19 protein-coding genes are annotated in these 18,716 nt (G+C 68.3%); 4 read left to right on the forward strand and 15 right to left on the reverse strand.

Annotation, left to right across the window (positions count from 1 at the left end):
- Nucleotides 1-24: 24 nt before the first annotated feature.
- The 9 genes from ACTIGJ_RS07675 to ACTIGJ_RS07715 all read right to left on the reverse strand — a co-directional run bounded on the left by ACTIGJ_RS07675 (nucleotide 25) and on the right by ACTIGJ_RS07715 (nucleotide 7,382).
- A complete protein-coding gene (locus ACTIGJ_RS07675) occupies nucleotides 25-1,704 on the reverse strand; it encodes a sigma 54-interacting transcriptional regulator (RefSeq protein ID WP_439639705.1) in 1,680 nt (559 codons plus the stop codon).
- Nucleotides 1,705-1,762: 58 nt separating this feature from the next.
- Nucleotides 1,763-2,818 carry an NADH:ubiquinone reductase (Na(+)-transporting) subunit F gene (locus ACTIGJ_RS07680; RefSeq protein ID WP_439639706.1) on the reverse strand — a complete coding sequence of 352 codons (1,056 nt, stop codon included), beginning with the start codon at nucleotides 2,816-2,818 and terminating at the stop codon, nucleotides 1,763-1,765.
- Nucleotides 2,819-2,911: 93 nt separating this feature from the next.
- Complete coding sequence (locus ACTIGJ_RS07685) at nucleotides 2,912-3,277, reverse strand: phenol hydroxylase subunit P4 (RefSeq protein WP_439639707.1); 366 nt, start codon at nucleotides 3,275-3,277, stop codon at nucleotides 2,912-2,914.
- A gap of 25 nt (nucleotides 3,278-3,302) precedes the next feature.
- The gene (locus ACTIGJ_RS07690) at nucleotides 3,303-3,737 is read right to left on the reverse strand and encodes a tautomerase family protein (protein WP_439639708.1); all 435 of its coding nucleotides are present in this window, start codon (nucleotides 3,735-3,737) and stop codon (nucleotides 3,303-3,305) included.
- A gap of 14 nt (nucleotides 3,738-3,751) precedes the next feature.
- Entirely contained in the window at nucleotides 3,752-5,383 is a 1,632-nt protein-coding gene (locus ACTIGJ_RS07695) for a YHS domain-containing protein (RefSeq protein WP_439639709.1), read from the reverse strand.
- A gap of 91 nt (nucleotides 5,384-5,474) precedes the next feature.
- A complete protein-coding gene (locus ACTIGJ_RS07700) occupies nucleotides 5,475-5,762 on the reverse strand; it encodes an MmoB/DmpM family protein (RefSeq protein WP_439639710.1) in 288 nt (95 codons plus the stop codon).
- Nucleotides 5,763-5,782: 20 nt separating this feature from the next.
- Nucleotides 5,783-6,778 (reverse strand): aromatic/alkene monooxygenase hydroxylase subunit beta, encoded by a 996-nt coding sequence (locus tag ACTIGJ_RS07705; protein ID WP_439639711.1) that lies wholly within the window; start codon nucleotides 6,776-6,778, stop codon nucleotides 5,783-5,785.
- Nucleotides 6,779-6,802: 24 nt separating this feature from the next.
- The gene (locus ACTIGJ_RS07710; RefSeq protein ID WP_439639712.1) at nucleotides 6,803-7,072 is read right to left on the reverse strand and encodes a phenol hydroxylase subunit; all 270 of its coding nucleotides are present in this window, start codon (nucleotides 7,070-7,072) and stop codon (nucleotides 6,803-6,805) included.
- A gap of 46 nt (nucleotides 7,073-7,118) precedes the next feature.
- Nucleotides 7,119-7,382, reverse strand: coding sequence for a hypothetical protein (locus ACTIGJ_RS07715; RefSeq protein ID WP_439639713.1), 264 nt, complete (start codon nucleotides 7,380-7,382; stop codon nucleotides 7,119-7,121).
- Between ACTIGJ_RS07715 and ACTIGJ_RS07720 the strand changes: the two genes are divergently transcribed.
- Both ACTIGJ_RS07720 and ACTIGJ_RS07725 read left to right on the forward strand, forming a co-directional pair.
- Nucleotides 7,381-9,096, forward strand: a complete 1,716-nt coding sequence (locus ACTIGJ_RS07720) for a sigma 54-interacting transcriptional regulator (RefSeq protein ID WP_439639714.1) — start codon at nucleotides 7,381-7,383, stop codon at nucleotides 9,094-9,096. The genes ACTIGJ_RS07715 and ACTIGJ_RS07720 overlap by 2 nt on opposite strands.
- A 95-nt stretch (nucleotides 9,097-9,191) precedes the next feature.
- Nucleotides 9,192-10,589, forward strand: coding sequence for an SDR family NAD(P)-dependent oxidoreductase (locus ACTIGJ_RS07725; protein ID WP_439639715.1), 1,398 nt, complete (start codon nucleotides 9,192-9,194; stop codon nucleotides 10,587-10,589).
- Nucleotides 10,590-10,622: 33 nt separating this feature from the next.
- Here the strand turns inward: ACTIGJ_RS07725 and ACTIGJ_RS07730 are convergent, their stop codons facing one another.
- Both ACTIGJ_RS07730 and ACTIGJ_RS07735 read right to left on the reverse strand, forming a co-directional pair.
- Complete coding sequence (locus tag ACTIGJ_RS07730) at nucleotides 10,623-11,504, reverse strand: acyl-CoA thioesterase (RefSeq protein ID WP_439639716.1); 882 nt, start codon at nucleotides 11,502-11,504, stop codon at nucleotides 10,623-10,625.
- A gap of 102 nt (nucleotides 11,505-11,606) precedes the next feature.
- Entirely contained in the window at nucleotides 11,607-12,191 is a 585-nt protein-coding gene (locus ACTIGJ_RS07735) for a DUF3228 family protein (RefSeq protein ID WP_439639717.1), read from the reverse strand.
- Nucleotides 12,192-12,483: 292 nt separating this feature from the next.
- On the opposite strand from ACTIGJ_RS07735, the gene ACTIGJ_RS07740 reads away from it, so the two are divergent.
- Nucleotides 12,484-13,860 (forward strand): OmpP1/FadL family transporter, encoded by a 1,377-nt coding sequence (locus ACTIGJ_RS07740; protein WP_439639718.1) that lies wholly within the window; start codon nucleotides 12,484-12,486, stop codon nucleotides 13,858-13,860.
- 266 nt (nucleotides 13,861-14,126) lie between these two features.
- Here ACTIGJ_RS07740 and ACTIGJ_RS07745 read toward each other — a convergent pair whose 3' ends face one another.
- Complete coding sequence (locus tag ACTIGJ_RS07745; RefSeq protein ID WP_439639719.1) at nucleotides 14,127-15,035, reverse strand: LysR family transcriptional regulator; 909 nt, start codon at nucleotides 15,033-15,035, stop codon at nucleotides 14,127-14,129.
- A 118-nt stretch (nucleotides 15,036-15,153) separates the two neighbouring features.
- Here ACTIGJ_RS07745 and ACTIGJ_RS07750 point away from each other — a divergent pair, with 118 nt between their 5' ends.
- Complete coding sequence (locus tag ACTIGJ_RS07750; protein WP_439639720.1) at nucleotides 15,154-15,996, forward strand: oxidoreductase; 843 nt, start codon at nucleotides 15,154-15,156, stop codon at nucleotides 15,994-15,996.
- A 13-nt stretch (nucleotides 15,997-16,009) separates the two neighbouring features.
- Here the strand turns inward: ACTIGJ_RS07750 and ACTIGJ_RS07755 are convergent, their stop codons facing one another.
- The 3 genes from ACTIGJ_RS07755 to dapF all read right to left on the reverse strand — a co-directional run bounded on the left by ACTIGJ_RS07755 (nucleotide 16,010) and on the right by dapF (nucleotide 18,700).
- Nucleotides 16,010-17,047, reverse strand: coding sequence for an isocitrate/isopropylmalate dehydrogenase family protein (locus tag ACTIGJ_RS07755; RefSeq protein WP_439639721.1), 1,038 nt, complete (start codon nucleotides 17,045-17,047; stop codon nucleotides 16,010-16,012).
- Nucleotides 17,048-17,144: 97 nt separating this feature from the next.
- Entirely contained in the window at nucleotides 17,145-17,870 is a 726-nt protein-coding gene (locus tag ACTIGJ_RS07760; RefSeq protein WP_439639722.1) for a DUF484 family protein, read from the reverse strand.
- Complete coding sequence (gene dapF / locus ACTIGJ_RS07765; RefSeq protein WP_439639723.1) at nucleotides 17,858-18,700, reverse strand: diaminopimelate epimerase; 843 nt, start codon at nucleotides 18,698-18,700, stop codon at nucleotides 17,858-17,860. Before dapF ends, ACTIGJ_RS07760 begins: the two co-directional genes overlap by 13 nt.
- Nucleotides 18,701-18,716: the final 16 nt, after the last annotated feature.

An 18,716-nucleotide genomic window follows, 5' to 3' on the forward strand; every position in this document is an offset into this window, starting at 1 on the left:
GTACGAAAACGTACAGCGGGTCGTTCAGGCCTCGGTGGCGCGGTCCCGCTTCAGCCGGTAGCCGAGCTGGCGGCGGGTCAGGCCGAGCAGCCGCGCCGCCTGCGTCAGGTTGCCGCCGGCCTGCTCGACGGCCCGCGTGATCAGTTCGGCCTCGTGCCGCTCCAGTTCAAAACCCGGCTGCAGCAGTGCATCGAGCCGGCGCTCGCGCTCGGCCTGCTCCGGGTCGGCGATGCAGCCGGAGCGCGCCAGTTCCACGCCTTCGGCCAGTGCCGGTGCCCCGGCCGGAAACAGGTGGCGGACCTCGATCTCGCCGCCCGACGGTGCCAGCAGCACGGCGCGCTCGATGCCGTTCTCCAGCTCGCGGACGTTGCCCGGCCAGGCATGCGCCTGCAGCGCCTGGGCGGCGCGTTCCGACAGGCCCAGGCCGCGCTTGCCGTACTGGCCCTGGTACTTCTCGATCAGCGCCGCCGCCAGCAGCGGGATGTCGCCGCGCCGTTCGCGCAGCGGCGGGATCAGGACCGGGTAGGTGGCGATCCGGTAGTAGAGATCGGCCCGGAAGCGACCGGCGGCGACTGCGGCCGGCAGGTCGACGTGGGTCGCCGCGACCAGCCGCACGCTGACCCGGCGGCTGTGGTCGTCGCCGAGCCGCTCGATCTCGCCGCTCTGCAGCACGCGCAGCAGCTTGGCCTGCGCACCCGGCGACAGGTCGCCGATCTCGTCGAGGAACAGCGTGCCGCCGTCGGCGCGCTCGAAGCGGCCGGGCCGGGAATCCTGGGCGCCGGTGTAGGCACCCTTGCGGACACCGAACAGCTCGGCCTCGATCAGGTCATTCGGGATCGCCGCGCAGTTGACCGCGATGAACGGCTTGGCCGCGCGCGGACCGTGGCCGTGCAGCCAGCGGGCGAACATCTCCTTGCCGACGCCGGTCTCGCCGAGCAGCAGCACGGTGATCGGCGCCGGCGCCGCTTCGCGCAGCAGCTCGAAGGCCTGGGTGAAGGCCGGCGAGGCGCCAACCAGCGCGCCGCGATCGTCCGGGCTGCGCGGCCGGCCGCGCAGGCTGCGCAGCTCGTCCTCGACGACCCGGAACTCGTCCGGCCCGCCGACGCTGCGGAAGTAGTCGACGTAGCCGTCCTGATCGCCCCAGGCGTCGGCCGGCCGGCCTTCGATCCGGCAGCAGTCATGGCCCTGACGGACGCACTGGGTTTCGCGGAAGACGATGAAGCGCTTGAAGAAGCGGCTGACGAAGCCGGAGGCATAGCCGATCAGGTTCCAGCAGGCCGGCTCCTCGCCGATGCCGTAGTGCTGAAGGTGTGACTCCGCTTCCCAGGAATGGCGCCACTCGACCTCGCCTTCGAAGCGGCCTTCCTGCCAGTCGATCTGCGCGCGGGTGACCACCGCCTTCACCAGCCCCTCGAAGCCGTGCAGCTCGGGGCCGATGCGGAACACGTCATAGGGATCGCCGCGGCCTTCGAGCTTCAGCGCGAGATCGGCGTCGTGCTGGCCGGAGACGAAGCCCATGCGCAGCAGCAGCCCCTGGGCGCGGTGGGTGCCGAGCGTCTCGAACAACTCGCGGCGCAGCGCGCCGAGCGCCTTGGCATGCAGCAGCAGCATGCGGTTGTCGTCGAGCCAGATGCGGCCCGAGTCGAGATCGAAACGCAGCCGCGAGCGAAGCTGGAACTGCTCGGTCAGTCGCTGCTCGGCCATGGCCTCGATCCGGGGTGCCCGCAGCGACTATACGCAGGCACCCCGTGCGGTGCAGACCTCAGATCTTGCGGAACAGCGGGCTGCGGACCTGCTGCGCATCAGCTGCGGACAGGAACTTCTCCTGGTAGATGTCGCGCTCGAACAGCCGGCCCTGCATCAGCGTGGTGATGCAGGCGTCGATCATCATCGGCGGGCCGCACAGGTAGGCCTTGTTGCCACGGAAATCGTTGTTGAAGTGGGCCTTGGCCGCGTCGTGCACGAAGCCGCGGAAGCCGGTCCAGTCGCTGCCCTCCGGCTCGCTGGACAGCGCCGGCACATAGGTGAAGTTCGGGTACTGCTGGCTGAGCGCGACGAACTCGTCGTGGTAGTACAGCTCGGCGCGCACGCGCTGGCCGTAGACCAGGGTGATCGGCAGCGTGCTGCCACTTTCGAGCAGGTCGAGAATCATGCTGCGCGGGCTCGACAGGCCGGAGCCGCCAGCCATGAACAGGCTGGCGCTCTGTGCCGACTTGCGGACGAAGAAGCGGCCGTACGGGCCGGCGATCCTGGCGCGGTCGCCGACCTTCAGGTCGTTGTGCAGCCAGGTGGTGCCGACGCCGCCGGCGATGATGCGGACGTTCAGCTCGATCTCGTTGTCGGTCGACGGCGCGTTGGCCAGCGAGAACGGCCGCGAGAAGCCCAGATCGCCGATGGTGATGTTGACGTACTGCCCGGCCTGGAAATGCATCGTCTCGTCGAGCTTGATCCAGATGCCCTTGATGGTGGGCGTCAGGTCCTCGATGCGGCTGACCGTGCCTTCGAAGTCGCGCACCGGGATGACTTCGGCATCCGGCTCCTCGTCGATGTCCGCCTCGATGGTGACGTTGGACTGCAAGGTGGCGCAGCAGGCCAGCGTCTTGCGCTCGTCGCGCTCGAAGTCCATCAACGCGAACGGTGACGCCTCGCCATGCTCGATGTCGCCGTCGACCACCTGCACCTTGCAGGTCGCGCACAGGCCATGGCAGCAGGCATGCGGCAACCAGATGCCGGCCCGCAGGCAGGCGTCGAGGATGGTCTGCTCGTCTTCGACCGTGATGGTCTGGCCGAGCGGTTCAATGGTGAGTTCGTAGGTCATTCGAGTCAGTGGCGTTCTGCAGCGCCGGTCCGCGCAGGGCTTGCCTGCGCGGACCGGGCCTGGTCGAGGAGTGGAGTGGGCGGACGGCGGGGTTCAGCAGACCGCGTTGCCGTTGACGCCGTTGAGGCCCGGTGTGCGGAAGCGGATGGTGGTCTTGTGGCCGATGCCGTTGTCGGTCAGCGACTTCGCCGGGTCGGGCGTGAACGCCCCTTTCGAGGTACTCCACTCGACACGGCTCCAGTCGATCTTCGCGAAGTCCGGGTGCTTGCCGAAGATGCCGGGCAGCACGCCTTCGATCAGCGCGCCGAACGGCATGGCCGGCGGCAGCGGCACGCACATCGGCCAGGCGAACATCAGGTGCTTTTCCCAGTGGATGTTGACGATCTGGTTGCCGTGGAACTTCTCCACGCCATCCTTGAAATCGCCGTGGTAATCCGGGGTAATGGCCTTGATGGGCATGATTGTTCTCCTCAGGTTCTGTAGTTCAGGCAGTCGCTGCACGCGCCGCAATTTCCGCCGCCCGGCGCACGCTGGCGGGCACGCCGCCGATGCCCCAGCGATCCGGATGTACTTCGTCGATCTGCAGCCGGATCCGTTCGATGTTGGCGCCGAGCACGCGGGCGACGACGGCGGACATCTCGGCGATCAGCTGGTGGTGCTGCTCGACCGGCCGGCCCTGCAGCAGCACCATCCGGATGAACGGCATTTCGACCTCGGCACGACTGGCCGCTTGCAGCACCTCGTCGCCGGGCTGGCCGGACAGGCCCCAGAGCGCCGGCTCCACTTCGGTGACCCAGACTTCGAGTCGATCCTTCGGGGCGCCGATGATCCCGGCCAGGGTTTCCGAGCACTCCACGACCAGCTGCTTGAGCGTGACCAGCGGGTGCCCTTTCAGGACGATGACATTGCAGGCGGGCATGGCGTTGCTCCTGTTCAGCCGGCCTTGCGAGCGCTGGCGTCGGCCGGATTCGCGGTGTCGCGCACCGCGTCGGTGTACGCGCCTTCGTGGATGTTGGCCGGACGCGAGGTCCAGTTCTCCCAGTTGGTGGCGTCGGCACTGCCCTTGTAGTCGCCGCCATCAATGCCCGGCTTGATGCCCATGTAGCGCAGCGCCTCGTACATCGGGTTGAAGTCCGGCGCGGTCGGATCGACGCCGGGCAGGAAGCAGTTGCCCTGGTAGATCTGGTGCACCGGCAGCCAGGCGTGCACGTACTTTTCCGGCGTGTCGTCGAAGATGTCCTTGCAGCCGTCCGAGCAGGTGTGGAAGGTCTGGCCCTGATATTCGCTCTCGCGCAGGCTCAAGCTGGTCGGGTCACCGCTTTCGGTGAACAGGCACGGCCACTGACAGACCTGGCAGAGCTGCGGCAGCGTGGTGTTCTTGAACGGCGTGCCGGCCGCTTCCAGCGACTTCCAGTATTCGTAGCGCGGCCGGTAGTACTGGTCGAAGGTGTCCGGATACTTCTCGGACATCCAGGCCATTTCCTCTTCCGACGGCAGCCACATCTGGAAGCCGACGGCGTCGCGGTTGGTGTAGAACACGCTCCACATCTGGTGGGCAACGTGGCCCTTCTCGGCAATCGTTTCCGGCGCGCGCTTCGGCGGCTTGATGCCGTAGCGGGCAAGATCGGCGAACAGCGCGCCGCCGTTCTGTTCGTAGTAGATCTCCCAGGCCTCGTTCCAGGCCATGACCCGCTTCGGCAGCATGTAATCCATCATCGTCGCCAGGAGCGACAGCAGGCGGTAGCCGCGCCAGAACCACTTGTCGATCCACTTCTGGACCAGCGGCACGTTGCCCGGGTCCTGCTCGAGCAGGAACTTGATCACTTCGATGCCAAGCGTCATGTGCCGCGCTTCGTCGGACTGCGCCGAGAAGCCGAAGCTGACGGTGGCCATGTCGCCGTTGAACGCCGCGCCCGACATCCACGGCATGAACGCGAGGTTGGTCAGCACGTACTCGAAGGCGAAGCTGATCGCGACGATGAATTCGAACGGACCCGAGGTCACGGCGTCCTCGAAGAACGACTTCGGGATCGACAGGTACCAGACGCGGTCGAACTGGTACGGGAACTCGTTCATCCCGGTGAAGTACTTCGCGTACTGGCTGATGGTGTGGATCTGCGTGGTCGCGTGGCGCAGCTCGTCGAGCGACTGCATCTGGGCTGCGATGCGCGGGCCGACGCCGGGGAATTCACGCGCCAGGATGTTGAAGCCGCGGTGGCTGTCGTACTCCAGTTCGGTGATGCCGTTGATGAACAGCTTGAGCGCCTGCACGTAGCGGGCGTCGGTGACATTGAACTGGCCGTTATGCTGCTGGAAGGCGTCGACGATCGCGTAGAGCTTGCGTTCCTTCTCGCCCTGGTACTTCCAGTAGGCGTCCATGGTCAGCCGGAACGGGTCTTCCCACTTGTCCCAGTCGTGGATCTTCACGCCTTCGAAGTTGATGAAGCGGAAGATGTCTTCCTTCTTCTCGTAGCTCGGTTCCCAGCCCAGTCCACGCGTCAGCAGCGCGTAGTTTTCCTTCAGGCTGAGCTTCTTCGCGGGCTTGCTGTTGCCTTCTGCGGCCATGGTGATGTCTCCGTATCGATGCAAGGAAGGATCTGAATCAGGAAAGCGGGGCCGGGTGCGGCGTGTGATCCGCAGCGGCGGCCGAAGCGGGTCAGGCCGACTTCCACTCCAGGACGAATTCATCCTCGGATTCGTCGACGTTGCCGGCGATGGAAATCATGTTGACCTGGATCTCGCGCAGGTCGAATTCGCGTCCCAGGTGTTCCTCCACCGTCTCGCGGCGGATCACCAGCCGTCCCGGGCAGTCGATCTTGACCATCGCCGGATAGTCGTGGACGACGGCGTTCGGGTTGTCCTGCCGGATGGCTTCGATGATCGGCAGCGTGTCGTTGTTGGCTTGCAGCGCGATGAAGACCGGCTGGGTGCTGGTGGTGGCCATGAGGGAAGTGGAGTCCAGGTTCAGACAGCGAGGCCGAGCTTGACAGCGCGGGCATTGAGGGCAGCCGTCGTCGCGGCCAGCGCGTCGTCGGCCTTGTTGCCGAGCGCACGCTGCGCAATCGGGGTCAGCGTCGGCAGCAGCCGGTCTCGCCAGGTCTGCACCCAGCCCGACAGCAGGGCCTTGTTGTCGGCGCTTTCGGCAGCGGCGGTCTTGATCACCGCGTCGATCCACTTGGCGGTTTCTTCAAACCAGCGCATCAGCGCATCGCTGAGCGAGGACAGCGCGGAGCCGCTGTCGCCGGCGATCGCGGCATCGATCTGCTGGAAGAACAGCGGGTAGACCAGCGCGTCGGCCACCAGCAGCTGGGCGACGAACACCTCGAACCAGTCGCGGGTCACGAACATCCGCTCCACTTCGCGGCGCAGCGGCTGCCAGTCGGCGTGATCGGTCCACAGCGCCTGGGCGGCGAGCAGCGAATCGCCGCTGTTGCCGTCGATCAGCAGGCCGATGCGCGAGATGTGCTGGGCCATGCCGAGCCGGTCGGCGGTATTCATCATGGCCGGCGAGGTGATGGCCGTGCCGAAGCCGTAGGCGGCGACGTGGGCGCTGTTGGTGTTCGCACCCCATTCGTAATGCCGCAGCGGCACGATGGCGTGGACGATCAGCGCGCGGGTGTCCTGCGACAGGCCGCGCAGCAGGTCGCGCTTCTCGACGAAATCCAGCGTGCGGTCGATGGCGTCCTGCTGCTTGGCGCGCGTCATCGTGTAGTTGCCGTAGTAGAACTGGCGCGGGTCCTTCAACGCGTACCAGTCCTTCATGACGATCGCGGTGCGGCGCGCGTCGAACATCTCGCGCTCCGGGTCCCACAGCGGCTTGTAGTGGAAGTTGGCGGTCGACTGGATGTCGAACGTCGCTTCCTGGTAGCGGGTCGCCGGCTTGTCGCCGAAGCGGCGCTGCAGATGCCCGAAGCTGCTGGCCAGCGGCTTGACGCCCTTGGTGCGGATCTCGACGGTCATGATTCCTCCTGATCGGGTTCTGGTTTATTCGCTGATGCCGGGCTGGCCGTAGCGCCACTTCAGCGCTTCGCGGTCGATCTGCTCGGCCTGGTGTTCGCTGAGATGGACGACGTGGTTGGCCACGCAGAATTCCCGGTAGGCGGCCTGCGGCATGATCAGTTCGCAGGCGAGCTGGGGATCGCCGATCGCGAAATCGAAAATCACGAAGCCGTCGTCGCGCTGTTCGCGCAGGCGCACATAGCGCTGTTGAGCCCCGAGCGGGTTCCGCTCGGGATGCAGGGACACCACCGTCATCTCGTTCTCCGTTCGCACCGCACGGCAGGCTGGTGCCCGCCGGTGATCAGGTCTTGGCCTGATGTCTTGTCAGAAGGTCTGCACCGAGCGTGCCAGCCGGCCGCAGCGCTTGTGCCGGCGCCATAAATGCAGCACAAGTATTTGAATAGACGAGTATTGATGGAAAATCGGCGATCCCGGTGCGGCCCGTCTCGGCCATCCTGCGGCAAGCCGATTTGATCTTTTCATCAAATTCGGCGATCCCGGCCGGCCGTGATTTGATCAATTTGATTAACCTGTTGATCAAGCCCCGCCGCTGATTTCCAACCATGCCGCTACCCCCGCCTGCCGCCGCCCCGGCACCGCTGCTGTACCCGGACCTCAGCGACCTGCTGGCCCGGGTGCGCTTCCAGCCGGAGGAAGGCCGGATCTGGCTCGACGACCAGCGGATGCTGCTGATGCACAGCTCGGCCTTCGGCGTGCTGCGCCGGGAGCTGATCGAAAGCCTTGGCACCGATCGCGCCCGCGGCCTGCTGACCCGCATCGGCTACAACTCCGGCTCCCACGACGCTGAGCTGTCGCGCAAGCTGCGCGACGCCGGCGGCGCCGACGCCGCCGTGTTCGGCGGCCCGCAGCTGCACATGCTGGAAGGCACGGCGCGGGTCGAGCCGGTGCGCATGGAAATCGACGAGGAAAGGGGCCATTTCGACGGCGAGTTCATCTGGCACGGCTCGGCGGAGGCCGAGGAGCACATCCGCCAGTACGGCATCGGCCGCGAACCGGCCTGCTGGCAGCAGATCGGCTACGCCGCCGGCTTCATCAGCCGCTTCATGGGCCGGCCGGTGCTGTTCCGGGAAGTGGAATGCCGGGCGCAGGGCGCGCCGCACTGCCGGATCGTCGGCAAGCCGGTGGAAGCCTGGGGCGATGCCAGCGGCGATCTCGCCTTCCTGCGTGCCGATGCGCTGACCGCCGGCCTGGCCACCGCCGCCGCCACGCCGGTCGGCAGCGCGGCCCAGGATCTGCTTGGCGATGCCGACGTGGTCGGCGCTTCGGCCGGCTTCAACGCCGCCTGCCACATGGTGCGCCGGGTGGCCGATACCCAGGCCACGGTGCTGTTCCTCGGCGAAAGCGGCGTCGGCAAGGAAGTGCTGGCGCGCAGCCTGCACCGGGTCAGCAAGCGCGCGGCCGGACCGTTCGTGGCGATCAACTGCGCGGCAATCCCGGAAAACCTGATCGAATCCGAGCTGTTCGGCGTCGAACGCGGCGCCTTCACCGGCGCCGCCACCGCCCGGCCCGGCCGCTTCGAACGCGCCGACGGCGGCACGCTGTTCCTGGACGAGATCGGCATCCTCAGCTGGACCGCACAAGGCAAGCTGCTGCGCGCGCTGCAGGAGCGCGAGATCGAGCGGGTTGGCGGCACCCGCACCCACAAGGTCGATGTGCGGCTGGTGGCCGCCACCAATCTCGACCTGCGCGAGGAAGTCCGTGCCCGGCGCTTCCGCGAAGACCTGTTCTTCCGGCTCAACGTGTTCCCGATCACCGTGCCGCCGCTGCGCCAGCGCCGCGAAGACATCCCGATCTTCATGAATCACTTCCTGCGCAAGTTCAACCAGCGCAACGGCCGCAGCGCCACCGGCTTCACCGCGCAGGCGATCGACGCGATGCTCAGCTACAGCTGGCCCGGCAACATCCGCGAGCTGGAGAACATCGTCGAGCGCGGCATGATCCTGGCGCCGGAAGGCGGCGCGATCGATGTCGTGCACCTGTTCTCCGGCGGCGAGCAGCTGGGCAGCGGCTCGCTGATGCTCGACCGCGCAGGCAGCCTGCGGGCCCGCGCTGACCATGACGACGCGGGCCCGGCAGCGGAATCGGCGTCGGTCGCCGAGGCCGTCACCGGCCAGTCGATCGAAACCGTGCAGGCGCGGATGATCGAGCACGCCGTGGCCCAGGCCGGCGGCAACCTGTCGGCGGCGGCGCGGGCGCTGGGCCTGACCCGGCCCCAGCTGGCCTATCGCCTGAAGCAGCTGCGCCGTCGCGACGGCTGACATCCCTGCCGTCCGCGCAGCGCGCACAACAGATTACGTGCGCTGCACTAGGCTTGGCATCCCCGCTCCGCACCGCGAACCGCCTTCCACTGCCCATGCTGACCCTGCCGCTGACCCGCGAGCTGGTGCTCGACCGCCCGCTGGCCGACTGCTTCCGCTACCTGGCCGATTTCTCGACCACCGAGCAATGGGACCCCGGCGTCTTCGAAGCCGACAAGACCACGCCGGGCGCGCCAGAGCCGGGCAGCGCCTTTGCGCTGCGGCTGAACGTGCTCGGCCGCTCGGTGCCGGCGCAGTACCGGCTGGTGGCGCGCGACGAGAACCGTCGGCTGGTGCTGCACGGCGAAGGCCCCGGCTTCACCGTGGTCGACACGCTGGATTTCGAGGCCCGTGGACAGGCCCGCACCCGGCTCCGCTACCAGGCCGTGATGCGCTGGGACGCAGTGCCGGCACGCGTCGCGCCGCTGCTCAAGCCCTGGGCCGAACGGCTCGGCGACCAGGCCATGACCGGCCTGGTCCGGGCGCTGGTCGAGGATGGCCCGGAACAGCTGCCGAAGCGCGAACGGCTGGCGCAGAAGCTGGTCGTGCCCGGCATGGTCGCCTTCACCCGGCGCGGCTGGCGCACCCAGCATTCGCGCGGCCTGAGCCGGCGCCTGGACGGCCACACCGTGGCGATCACCGGCGTCACCGCCGGGCTCGGGCTGGCCGCCGCCCAGGAGCTGGCGCGGCTCGGCGCCCGGCTGATCCTGATCGGCCGCGACGCGGACCGGCTGGCGGCAGCCCAGCAGACGATCCGCCACTTCGCCGGCCCCTGCGAGCTGCTGCCCTACGAGGCCGAGCTGTCCTCGCTGGCCGACACCCAGCGGCTGGCCGAGCGGCTGCTGGCCGAGCAGCCGGAGCTCGACGTGCTGATCAACAACGCCGGCGCGCTGTTCGCCGAACGCGGCGCCACCGCCGAGGGCCACGAGCGCACGCTGGCGGTCAACCTGCTGAGCCCGGCGCTGCTGACCAAGCGCCTGGAGCCGCTGCTGGCCCGGCGGCGCGGCCGGGTCATCAACGTGGTGTCCGGCGGCCTGTACCTGCAGGGGCTGGTGCTGGACGACCTCGACTACCAGCGCGGCCCGTTCGACGGCGCCAAGGCCTACGCCCGGGCCAAGCGCGGCCTGCTGGCGCTGACCCGGCTGTGGGCCGATGACGAGCCGCGCATCGCCTGGCATGCGATGCATCCCGGCTGGGCGGCGACGCCGGGCGTGGCCCGGTCGCTGCCGGACTTCGATCGCCGCATGCAGCCGTTCCTGCGCACACCGCGCCAGGGCGCCGACACCATGATCTGGCTGGCCAGCCATCCGGCGGTCGGCGTCGGCAGCGCGGACAGCAGCGGCTTCTGGTTCGATCGCGCCCAGCGGCCGGATGCGCTGCTGCCCGGCACCGCCGTCGACACCCCGACCGCGATGTCGCTGGAAGCCGAGGTGCGGCTGCGCGGCGGCTGGTGAAGCGCGCGCAGCCTCAGCACTCGTCCTCGGCCTTCAGACGCGGGCGCGCAGCCGCCGCATCAGCCCTTCCTGCGTGGTGCTGGCCACCAGGCGACCGGCGCGGTCGTACAGCCGGCCGGTGATGAAGGCGCGGCCGGCAGCGGCGGTCGGCGCATCGATGCAGTACAGCAGCCAGTCATCGAAATTCGCCGGCCGGTGGAACCAGATCGCATGGTCGAGGCTCGCCATCATCATGTCCGGCTGGCCGTAGTAGCCGCCGTGCGGCAGCTTGGCGGTGCCGATCAGATCGAAATCCGACGCATAGGCCAGCAGCACCGTATGCCATTCCGGCGGCGGCGGCCGGTCGCCGGTGCAGCGGATCCACAGCCGCTGGCGGCCCGGTGTCTCGCCGGCTTTCGACTGCAGGTCCAGCGCCGGACGGATCTCGATGCCGGCGCGTTCGGCGATCACCTTCACGCCGAGCAGCCCCGGCGATGCCTCCGGAGGCCCGGCCTGCCATTCGGCGAATAGCCGGGTGCCGGATGTCAGCCCTTCGGGCGCCGGCACCTCCGGCATCGCCGGCTGGTGGTCCCAGCCATCTTCCGGCGCGTGGAACGACACCATCATCGAGAAGATCGGCACGCTGTTCTGGATCGCCTGCACGCGGCGCGTCGTGAAGCTGCCGCCGTCGCGGATGCGCTCCACCTCGTAGATGATCGGCAGGTGCAGATCGCCAGGCCGAAGGAAATAGGCATGCAGCGACTGCGCCGGCCGGTCCTTGGGCACCGTGCGGGTCGCCGCCACCAGCGCCTGCGCGACCACCTGGCCGCCATAAAGCTGCTTGAAGCCGTCATCGCGCGACTGGCCGCGAAACAGGTTGGCGTCCAGCGTTTCGATGTCCAACAGCGTCAGCAGCCGATCCAGCCGGTCCGGCATCCGGAAGTCCTCGTCGTGGTCAGGCCGCCATTGTCCCGCAGTGGCGTGGTGGCCGGGCGGCCGATGGCCAGCGGGTCGGCCTGATCAGCCAGATCAGCCCGGTCAGCTACCGGCGGCCGGCGTCACCACCCGCCAGTTCGCATGGCGCTCCCAGTAGGCGACGCTGCGCTGGTAGGCCGCGCGGTCCAGCGGCACGTCCGAGCCGCCTTCGGCGACGCCGAGCGCGTTGCGCATCATGGTGATCGGCGCCATCGGAATCTCCTCCGGCTCGGTGGTGGCCAGGCAGCCGACGATGCCCCAGTCGGCGTCGATCGGCTCGCCTTCCTTCTCCATCTGCGCGCGGCTGTACAGGATCACCACCAGGTAGTCCGCGACCGGCGCCGTGAGCCCTTCGAACCAGCGTGTCAGCACCGGCAGCTCGTCCTTGCTGCGCGCCTCGTAGCCGGAGCGCAGCAGGTGCCGGTTGTCGTCGCTGATCGCCACCGTCAGGCAGCGCGTCGAGGTCCAGTTGCGGTGCACGTGCAGCTTGCAGAACGGCGCGTAGCCGTCGATCACCCGCGCCGGCGCATGGGCATTCAGATAGGCGACGAACTCGGCCGGGCTGATGTCCTGGATGGTGTTCAGGCGGCGCTGCTTCGGAAACAGGCGGGCACGGGCGAAGGGGGTGAGGGTGATCGTGTCGGGCATGGTGGCGAGTCGGACAGGCAGGCGGCGCGGCGGCGCCGGCTCACTGTACCGACTGCCGGTCCGTGCACGCCTCTCCCCCCATCCATCAGCAGATACCGTACGGTGGGTGCCTACAACTAACGCCGCCAAGCGCGGCGGCATCCGGGAAAACCCCAGCGCGGCAGGAATTCGCTGTCGCGCTGATATCGCCCATGCGTTTGGCTGATAACGGAATGCCGGGCAGCACTGCATATTGCCGGGCACCGCCGGGCTGGCAACCGCCGACCGGCATCCGAAAACATGCGCTGACGGCATGCCGGCATTCACCGGCAGCGAGCACGGCGCCGCGATCCGCATCGCGAAGGGGGAGATCATGCGTGCTTCAAGCCTGGGGATCTGGGGCCGGCGGCGGCTGGCCATCGGCGCTGCTGCCGTCTTGCCGGCGCAGGCCGGCGGCGGCTATTTCGTGCTGGGCTACGGCCCGGAAGCGGCGCAGTCGGCCGGCACCTCGACCGCGATCGGCCTCGATGCCTTCGCCGGGGCCAGCAATCCGGCCAAGCTGTCAGCGGTCGGCCTCCGTCGCGATCTCGGCCTGTTGGCGTTCTCGCCGAACCGGCGCATCGAGCGCGAGGGCTCGGCGGACCCGAACTTCGATCTGACCTCCACCAGCAAGAACAAGCTGTTCCTGTTGCCGGAGTTCGGTTACGTCGCGCGCATCAACGAGGCGCTGTCCTGGGGCATCAGCCTGTACGGCAACGGCGGCCTGAATACCGATTACCGCGCCGAATCGCCGGTGCCGGGCAGCAATGCAGCGCCGGCGCGCTGCGGCAACCAGCCGGGCAACTTCTTCCTCGGCTGCGGTCAGCTGGGCTTCGACCTCAGCCAGCTGATCATGGCCACCCCGCTGAGCTGGCGCTATGCGCCGGGCCAGAGCATCGGCATCGCGCCGCTGCTGGCCTACCAGCGCTTCAAGGCCTATGGCCTGCAGGCTTTCGAAGGCCTGTCCGCGCATCCGGATGCGGTCACCAACAACGGCTACGAGGGTGCCTTCGGCGCCGGCGTCCGCATCGGCTGGTACGGGCAGCTGCTGCCCTGGCTGCACCTGGGTGCGGCCTATTCGACGCGGGTCTACATGCAGAACTTCGAGTCGTATCGCGGCCTGCTGGCCGGCAACGGCTCGTTCGACATCCCGGAGAATCTGAGCCTCGGTCTGGCGGTGATGCCGATCCCGAAGCTGACGATGGGCTTTGACTGGCAACGCATCCATTTCGGCCAGATCAAGGCGCTGGGCAACGGCGTGCTGAACTCGCTGACCGATCCGGCCGCCAACCCGCTCGGCAGCAGCACCGGCAGCGGCTTCAACTGGCGCAACCAGACCAACTACCGGCTGGCGCTGGCCTATGCCGCGCTGCCGACGCTGACCCTGCGCGCCGGCTTCGCCTACGGCGAACGGCCGCAGCGCGATGCCAGCGTCAATTCGGCGAGCTTCAACCTGATGACGCCGAACCCGGTCCGCAACGTCACCGGCGGCTTCACCTGGACCTTCGCCACCGGCCACGACCTGCAGTTCGCCTACGGCCGCTACCTGAAAGGCACCTACGGCGGCCCGTCGGCCACCGCGCTCGGCGGCTACGAATCGGTGACGCCGTACGTCAACACCTTCTATCTCGGCTGGAGCCGGCGCTACTAGGGCCTGTCATCAATTGTTTTGGTCGCTGCGTTGCAGGTCAAAAGGCCGCCGGGCGAGGCGCGAACCGCAGGCCATAGCGATTCTATGGCCGAGGTTCGCAACGAAGTCCCGGCGGCCTTTTGGCCGCAACCCTTCGGGGCGGGGCCGTTTTTGCCCATTGCTGCCTCTCTCGTCGCGCCAATGGAACAACCATTGGCCGCTCCTCGTTCGTTGCACTGGGCAAAAACGACCTCCGCCGCAACGAGCGAAGTAATTGATGACAGGCCCTAGCCCGCCGGCTGCGCGCGGACAAACGCCAGGAAGGCGCGAAACGCCGCCGAGTGCTGCCGGCGGTTCGGGTAGTACAGGAAGAATCCGGCGAACGGCTCGCACCAGTCGGCCAGCACCCGGCGCAGCTGGCCGGACGCGGTGAACGGGGCTGCGCGCGTCTCGAACACGTAGGCAAGCCCGGCGCCGGCCAGCGCTGCGTCGAGCATCAGTTCCTGGCTGCCCAGGGTCAGCGGGCCGTCGACCTCGACCGCCAGCGCGACGCCGTCACGGCCGAATTCCCAGTGATACAACTCGCGGCCACGCAGCCGGTAACGGATGCACGGCAGCCCGCGCAGTTCGCGCGGATCGGCCGGCACCGGGTGGCGCGCGAAGTAGTCCGGCGCACCGACCACCGCCATGCGCAGCCGCGCCGGTCCGATCGGCGCGGCGATCACGTCGGCAGCCAGCCGCTCGCCGATCCGCACGCCGGCGTCGTAGCCCCCGGACACCAGATCGGGACTGGCGCTGTCGTCGTCGACCAGTTCGATCCGCACGCCCGGATAGGCCTCCAGAAAGGCGGCGATGATCGGCATCAGCACCATCCGGGCCGCCTGCAGCTGCGCATTGATGCGCAGGCTGCCGACCGGCTTGCCGCGGAAATCGTTGAGGTCCTCGATCGCTTCGCCGATGTCGGCGAAGGCCGGCCGCACCCGCGCCTGCAGGTGTTCGCCGGCTTCGGTCAGCGCCACGCTGCGCGTCGTGCGATTGACCAGCCGCAGGCCGATGCGCGCCTCCAGCACCCGCAGCGCGTGGCTGACCGCCGACGGCGTGGTGCCCAGCTCGATCGCCGCCAACCGGAAGTTGCGATGCCGGGCGATCGCGAGGAAGACCGAAAGGTGGTGGGGATCAATGCGTTTCGCGGTCATGGATTGATGAATGAAATTCATCGGCCAATGAAATCTGCAATGGATTGTTGCAGCAATCCCGGCCGCCTATCGTCATCGCCCCGGATGCCCGCCCCGCATCCTCAAGGAGACTGCCGCGATGAACACCCCCACCCGCAAGACCTGGCTGATCACCGGCGCCGCCCGCGGCTTCGGCCGCGCCTTCGCCGACGCCGCGCTGGCGGCCGGCGATACCGTGGTCGGCACGGTTCGCGACGAGGCTCAGCGCATCGCCTTCGATGCGCTGCAGCCCGGCCGCTCGTTCGGCCGCCGGTTCGATGTCCGCGACAGCGATGCGGCGGCACCGCTGGTGGCCGGCATCGAACGCGACATCGGCGCCATCGACGTGCTGGTCAACAACGCCGGCTACGGCCACGAAGGGCTGATCGAGGAATCGACGCTCGACGCGCTGCGCCTGCAGTTCGAGGTCGATGTCTACGGACCGGTGGCGCTGATCCAGGCGGTGCTGCCGTTCATGCGCCAGCGCCGCGCCGGCCATATCGTCAACATCACCTCGATGGGTGGCCTGACCACCTTCCCGGGGCTCGGCTACTACCACGGCAGCAAGTTCGCGCTGGAAGCGATTTCCGAAACGCTGGGCAAGGAAGTGCAGCCGCTGGGCATCAAGGTGACGGCGGTGGAGCCCGGTTCGTTCCGCACCGACTGGTCTGGCAATTCGATGGTCCGTGCCGGCCGGGCCATTGCCGACTACGACAGCAGCTTCGATCCGCAGCGGGCACGGCGCCTGGCCAACAGCGGCCGCCAGCCGGGCGATCCGGCCAAGGCTGCGCAGGCGCTGCTGCAGCTGGTCGCCGCCGATCAGCCGCCCGCGCACCTGCTGCTGGGCAGCGATGCGCTGCGTCTGGTCGGCGACAAGCTCGATGCCCTGCAGCGCGAGATCCGGACCTGGGAAGCGCTGTCCCGGTCCACCGATTTCACCTGAGGCTGGCGCCCTTTCAGCCGTTCCTGATCCGGGCGATCAGCGCTGCCGCATAGGCCGTGGTGTTGGCGCTGCCGCCGAGATCACCGGTGCGGATGTTGTCGACGTTCAGCGTGTCGTGGATCGCCCGGCGCAGGCGCGTGGCCTTGTCGGTGAGGTTGACGTGGTCGAGCATCATCGCGCTGGCCAGCAGCAGCGCCGTCGGGTTGGCCTTCTGCTGGCCGGCGATGTCGGGTGCCGAGCCGTGCACGGCTTCGAAGATCGCGGCATCGGTGCCGATGTTCGCACCCGGCGCCATGCCGAGGCCGCCGATCAGGCCGGCGACCAGATCGCTGAGAATGTCGCCGAACAGGTTGGTGGTCACCAGCACGTCGAACTGCCAGGGATCGAGCACCAGCTTCATCGCGCAGGCGTCGACGATGATCTCGCTCATCTGCACTTTGCCGTGATAGCCCTTCTCGATGTACAGGTCGCGGGCGGTCTCCAGGAAGATGCCGGTCAGCGCCTTCATGATGTTGGCCTTGTGCACCACGGTGACCTTCTTGCGGCCGGTGGCGATGGCGTACTCGAACGCGTATTCGAGAATCCGCCGGCAGCCCTGGCGGGTGTTGATGCCGGTGGACATGCCGACCGCGTGCGGATCGCCGCCGATCGGGATGAAGTGCTCGTAGCCCATGTACAGGCCTTCGATGTTCTCGCGCACCACCACCAGGTCGATCTTTTCGTAGCGCTTGCCGGGGATCAGCGTCTGCGCCGGGCGCAGGTTGGCGTACAGCTGGAATTCCTCGCGCAGCCGCACGTTCGAGGAGCGATAGCCGCCGCCGCTCGGGGTTTCCAGCGGCCCTTTCAGCGCCAGCCGGGTGCGGCGGATCGAGTCGAGCGTCGCCTTCGGCAGCGGATCACCTTCGGTGGTCACGCCGGCCAGGCCCGCCACGCAGGTTTCCCATTCGAACGGCGCCTCCAGTGCATCGAGCACCGCCAGCGTGGCGTCGACGATCTCGGGGCCGATTCCGTCTCCGGGAATCAGGGTGGCGGGGATGCGGGCAATGCTCATGGATCAGGCTCTTGGGGGGTCGAATGCGGGTACGAAAGGCGAATGCGGAATTGCGCTGCAAGCTTTGCGCCGGATCGCGGCGCGAGGCGCAATTCGGTTAGTTGAGCCGGGTGCGGATCGCCGCCGATACCAGTTCGGCGGTCATCTCCAGAAACAACTTGCCCTGACGGGGCTGAAAGCGGTCGGCATCGGCGGAGCCGAGCGCGATGAAACCCAGGTGCTTGTCGCGTTCCAGCGGCACGACGGCGGCCGAAGCAATGGTGGCCTCGCATTTCGGGAACAGCAGCCGCGCCCGCTCGGGATCGATCGGGCCGCAGTCGATCAGCCGCGTGCGCAGGAAGTTGTCCCAGGCGCGGGCGATCGCACCGCCGGCTTCAATCGGCACGATGCCGTCGATGTCATGGCGCTTGAACAGCGGCGGATGCAGGCCGATGAAGACGTCGTCGAGGCCGAAGTCGTCGCGCATTGCAGTGCGCAGCGCAGCCGCGATCGCCGCCAGCGACGGCGCACGGATCAGCGCCAGCGCCAGCTTCAGGGTCTTGTCGGCGCGCACCTCGTTGGCCCGGGCGCTGTCGATCAGCTTCTCCAGCCGCGCTTCGAGACGCTGGTTCTTGCCGCGCAGCAGTTCCACCTGCCGTTCGATCAGCGACACCGCCGAGCCGGCCGCGTGAGCCACTTCCAGCTGCTCCAGCAACACCGGGTGACGGGTCAGCAGCAGCGGATCGGCCTTCAGGAACGCCACCACCTGCGCTTCGCTGACGGCGGCAGCCGGCGGCGGTTCGGCCACCACTGGCGCGACGGGGTCGGTCGTCAGTTCGCCCACTCGAATCTCCCTTCAAAAACGGTAGTGGCCGGGCCGGTCATCAGCACCGGGTGCTGGGCGTCGCCATCCCATTCCAGGATCAGCGTGCCGCCGGGCAGCGCCAGTTCGGCGCGGGCGTCGAGCAGCCCCCAGGCGCGGGCCACCGCGAACGCCGCGCAGGCGCCGCTGCCACAGGCCAGGGTTTCGCCGGAACCACGCTCGTAGACGCGCAGCCGGGCGTGGCGGCGGTCGATGATCTGGATGAAACCGACGTTGACCGATTCCGGCCACAGCGGGTGCTGCTGCAGCAGCGGGCCGATGCGCGCGACCTCGGCGCGGTCGACGTCGTCGACCCGGATCACCGCATGCGGGTTGCCCATGCCGGCGGCGCCGAAGCGCACCGTGCTGCCGTCGGCGAGCAGCGCGTCGTAATGATCGGCGCGGGCCGGCGCGGCCAGCGGAATGGCGGCCGGCTCGAAGCGCGGCGCACCCATGTCGACCGTCACCTGGCCGTCCGGCTGCTGGCGCAGTTCGAGCAGCGCGCTGCGGGTGCGCACGCGCAGGCGCGGCTTGCTGCTCAGGCCATGCTCGGCGATGTAGCGGGCCAGGCAGCGCGCGCCATTGCCGCACTGGCCGACCTGCGAGCCATCGGCGTTGTAGATGCGGTAGCCGAAGTCGACGTCCGCGCCCGGCGGCGGATCGACTACCAGCACTTGGTCGCAGCCGATGCCGAAGCGGCGGTCGGTCAGGCGGCTGAGCAGGGCGGCGTCGGGTTCAAACGGGGTGCGAGTGGCGTCGACGACGACGAAATCATTGCCGAGGCCGTGCATCTTGGTGAAGGCGAAATCCATGGATACAGGGTAGCGG

The sequence above is a fragment of the Nevskia sp. genome (assembly GCF_051860985.1).
Classification (GTDB): Bacteria; Pseudomonadota; Gammaproteobacteria; order Nevskiales; family Nevskiaceae; genus Nevskia.

Coding starts and splice junctions, on each gene's coding strand:
- ACTIGJ_RS07675 (WP_439639705.1), bottom strand. CDS start 1,704: ATGGCCGAGCAGCGACTGACCGAGCAGTTCCAGCTTCGCTCGCGGCTG.
- ACTIGJ_RS07680 (WP_439639706.1), bottom strand. CDS start 2,818: ATGACCTACGAACTCACCATTGAACCGCTCGGCCAGACCATCACGGTC.
- ACTIGJ_RS07685 (WP_439639707.1), bottom strand. CDS start 3,277: ATGCCCATCAAGGCCATTACCCCGGATTACCACGGCGATTTCAAGGAT.
- ACTIGJ_RS07690 (WP_439639708.1), bottom strand. CDS start 3,737: ATGCCCGCCTGCAATGTCATCGTCCTGAAAGGGCACCCGCTGGTCACG.
- ACTIGJ_RS07695 (WP_439639709.1), bottom strand. CDS start 5,383: ATGGCCGCAGAAGGCAACAGCAAGCCCGCGAAGAAGCTCAGCCTGAAG.
- ACTIGJ_RS07700 (WP_439639710.1), bottom strand. CDS start 5,762: ATGGCCACCACCAGCACCCAGCCGGTCTTCATCGCGCTGCAAGCCAAC.
- ACTIGJ_RS07705 (WP_439639711.1), bottom strand. CDS start 6,778: ATGACCGTCGAGATCCGCACCAAGGGCGTCAAGCCGCTGGCCAGCAGC.
- ACTIGJ_RS07710 (WP_439639712.1), bottom strand. CDS start 7,072: ATGACGGTGGTGTCCCTGCATCCCGAGCGGAACCCGCTCGGGGCTCAA.
- ACTIGJ_RS07720 (WP_439639714.1), top strand. CDS start 7,381: ATGCCGCTACCCCCGCCTGCCGCCGCCCCGGCACCGCTGCTGTACCCG.
- ACTIGJ_RS07715 (WP_439639713.1), bottom strand. CDS start 7,382: ATGGTTGGAAATCAGCGGCGGGGCTTGATCAACAGGTTAATCAAATTG.
- ACTIGJ_RS07725 (WP_439639715.1), top strand. CDS start 9,192: ATGCTGACCCTGCCGCTGACCCGCGAGCTGGTGCTCGACCGCCCGCTG.
- ACTIGJ_RS07730 (WP_439639716.1), bottom strand. CDS start 11,504: ATGCCGGACCGGCTGGATCGGCTGCTGACGCTGTTGGACATCGAAACG.
- ACTIGJ_RS07735 (WP_439639717.1), bottom strand. CDS start 12,191: ATGCCCGACACGATCACCCTCACCCCCTTCGCCCGTGCCCGCCTGTTT.
- ACTIGJ_RS07740 (WP_439639718.1), top strand. CDS start 12,484: ATGCCGGCATTCACCGGCAGCGAGCACGGCGCCGCGATCCGCATCGCG.
- ACTIGJ_RS07745 (WP_439639719.1), bottom strand. CDS start 15,035: ATGACCGCGAAACGCATTGATCCCCACCACCTTTCGGTCTTCCTCGCG.
- ACTIGJ_RS07750 (WP_439639720.1), top strand. CDS start 15,154: ATGAACACCCCCACCCGCAAGACCTGGCTGATCACCGGCGCCGCCCGC.
- ACTIGJ_RS07755 (WP_439639721.1), bottom strand. CDS start 17,047: ATGAGCATTGCCCGCATCCCCGCCACCCTGATTCCCGGAGACGGAATC.
- dapF (WP_439639723.1), bottom strand. CDS start 18,700: ATGGATTTCGCCTTCACCAAGATGCACGGCCTCGGCAATGATTTCGTC.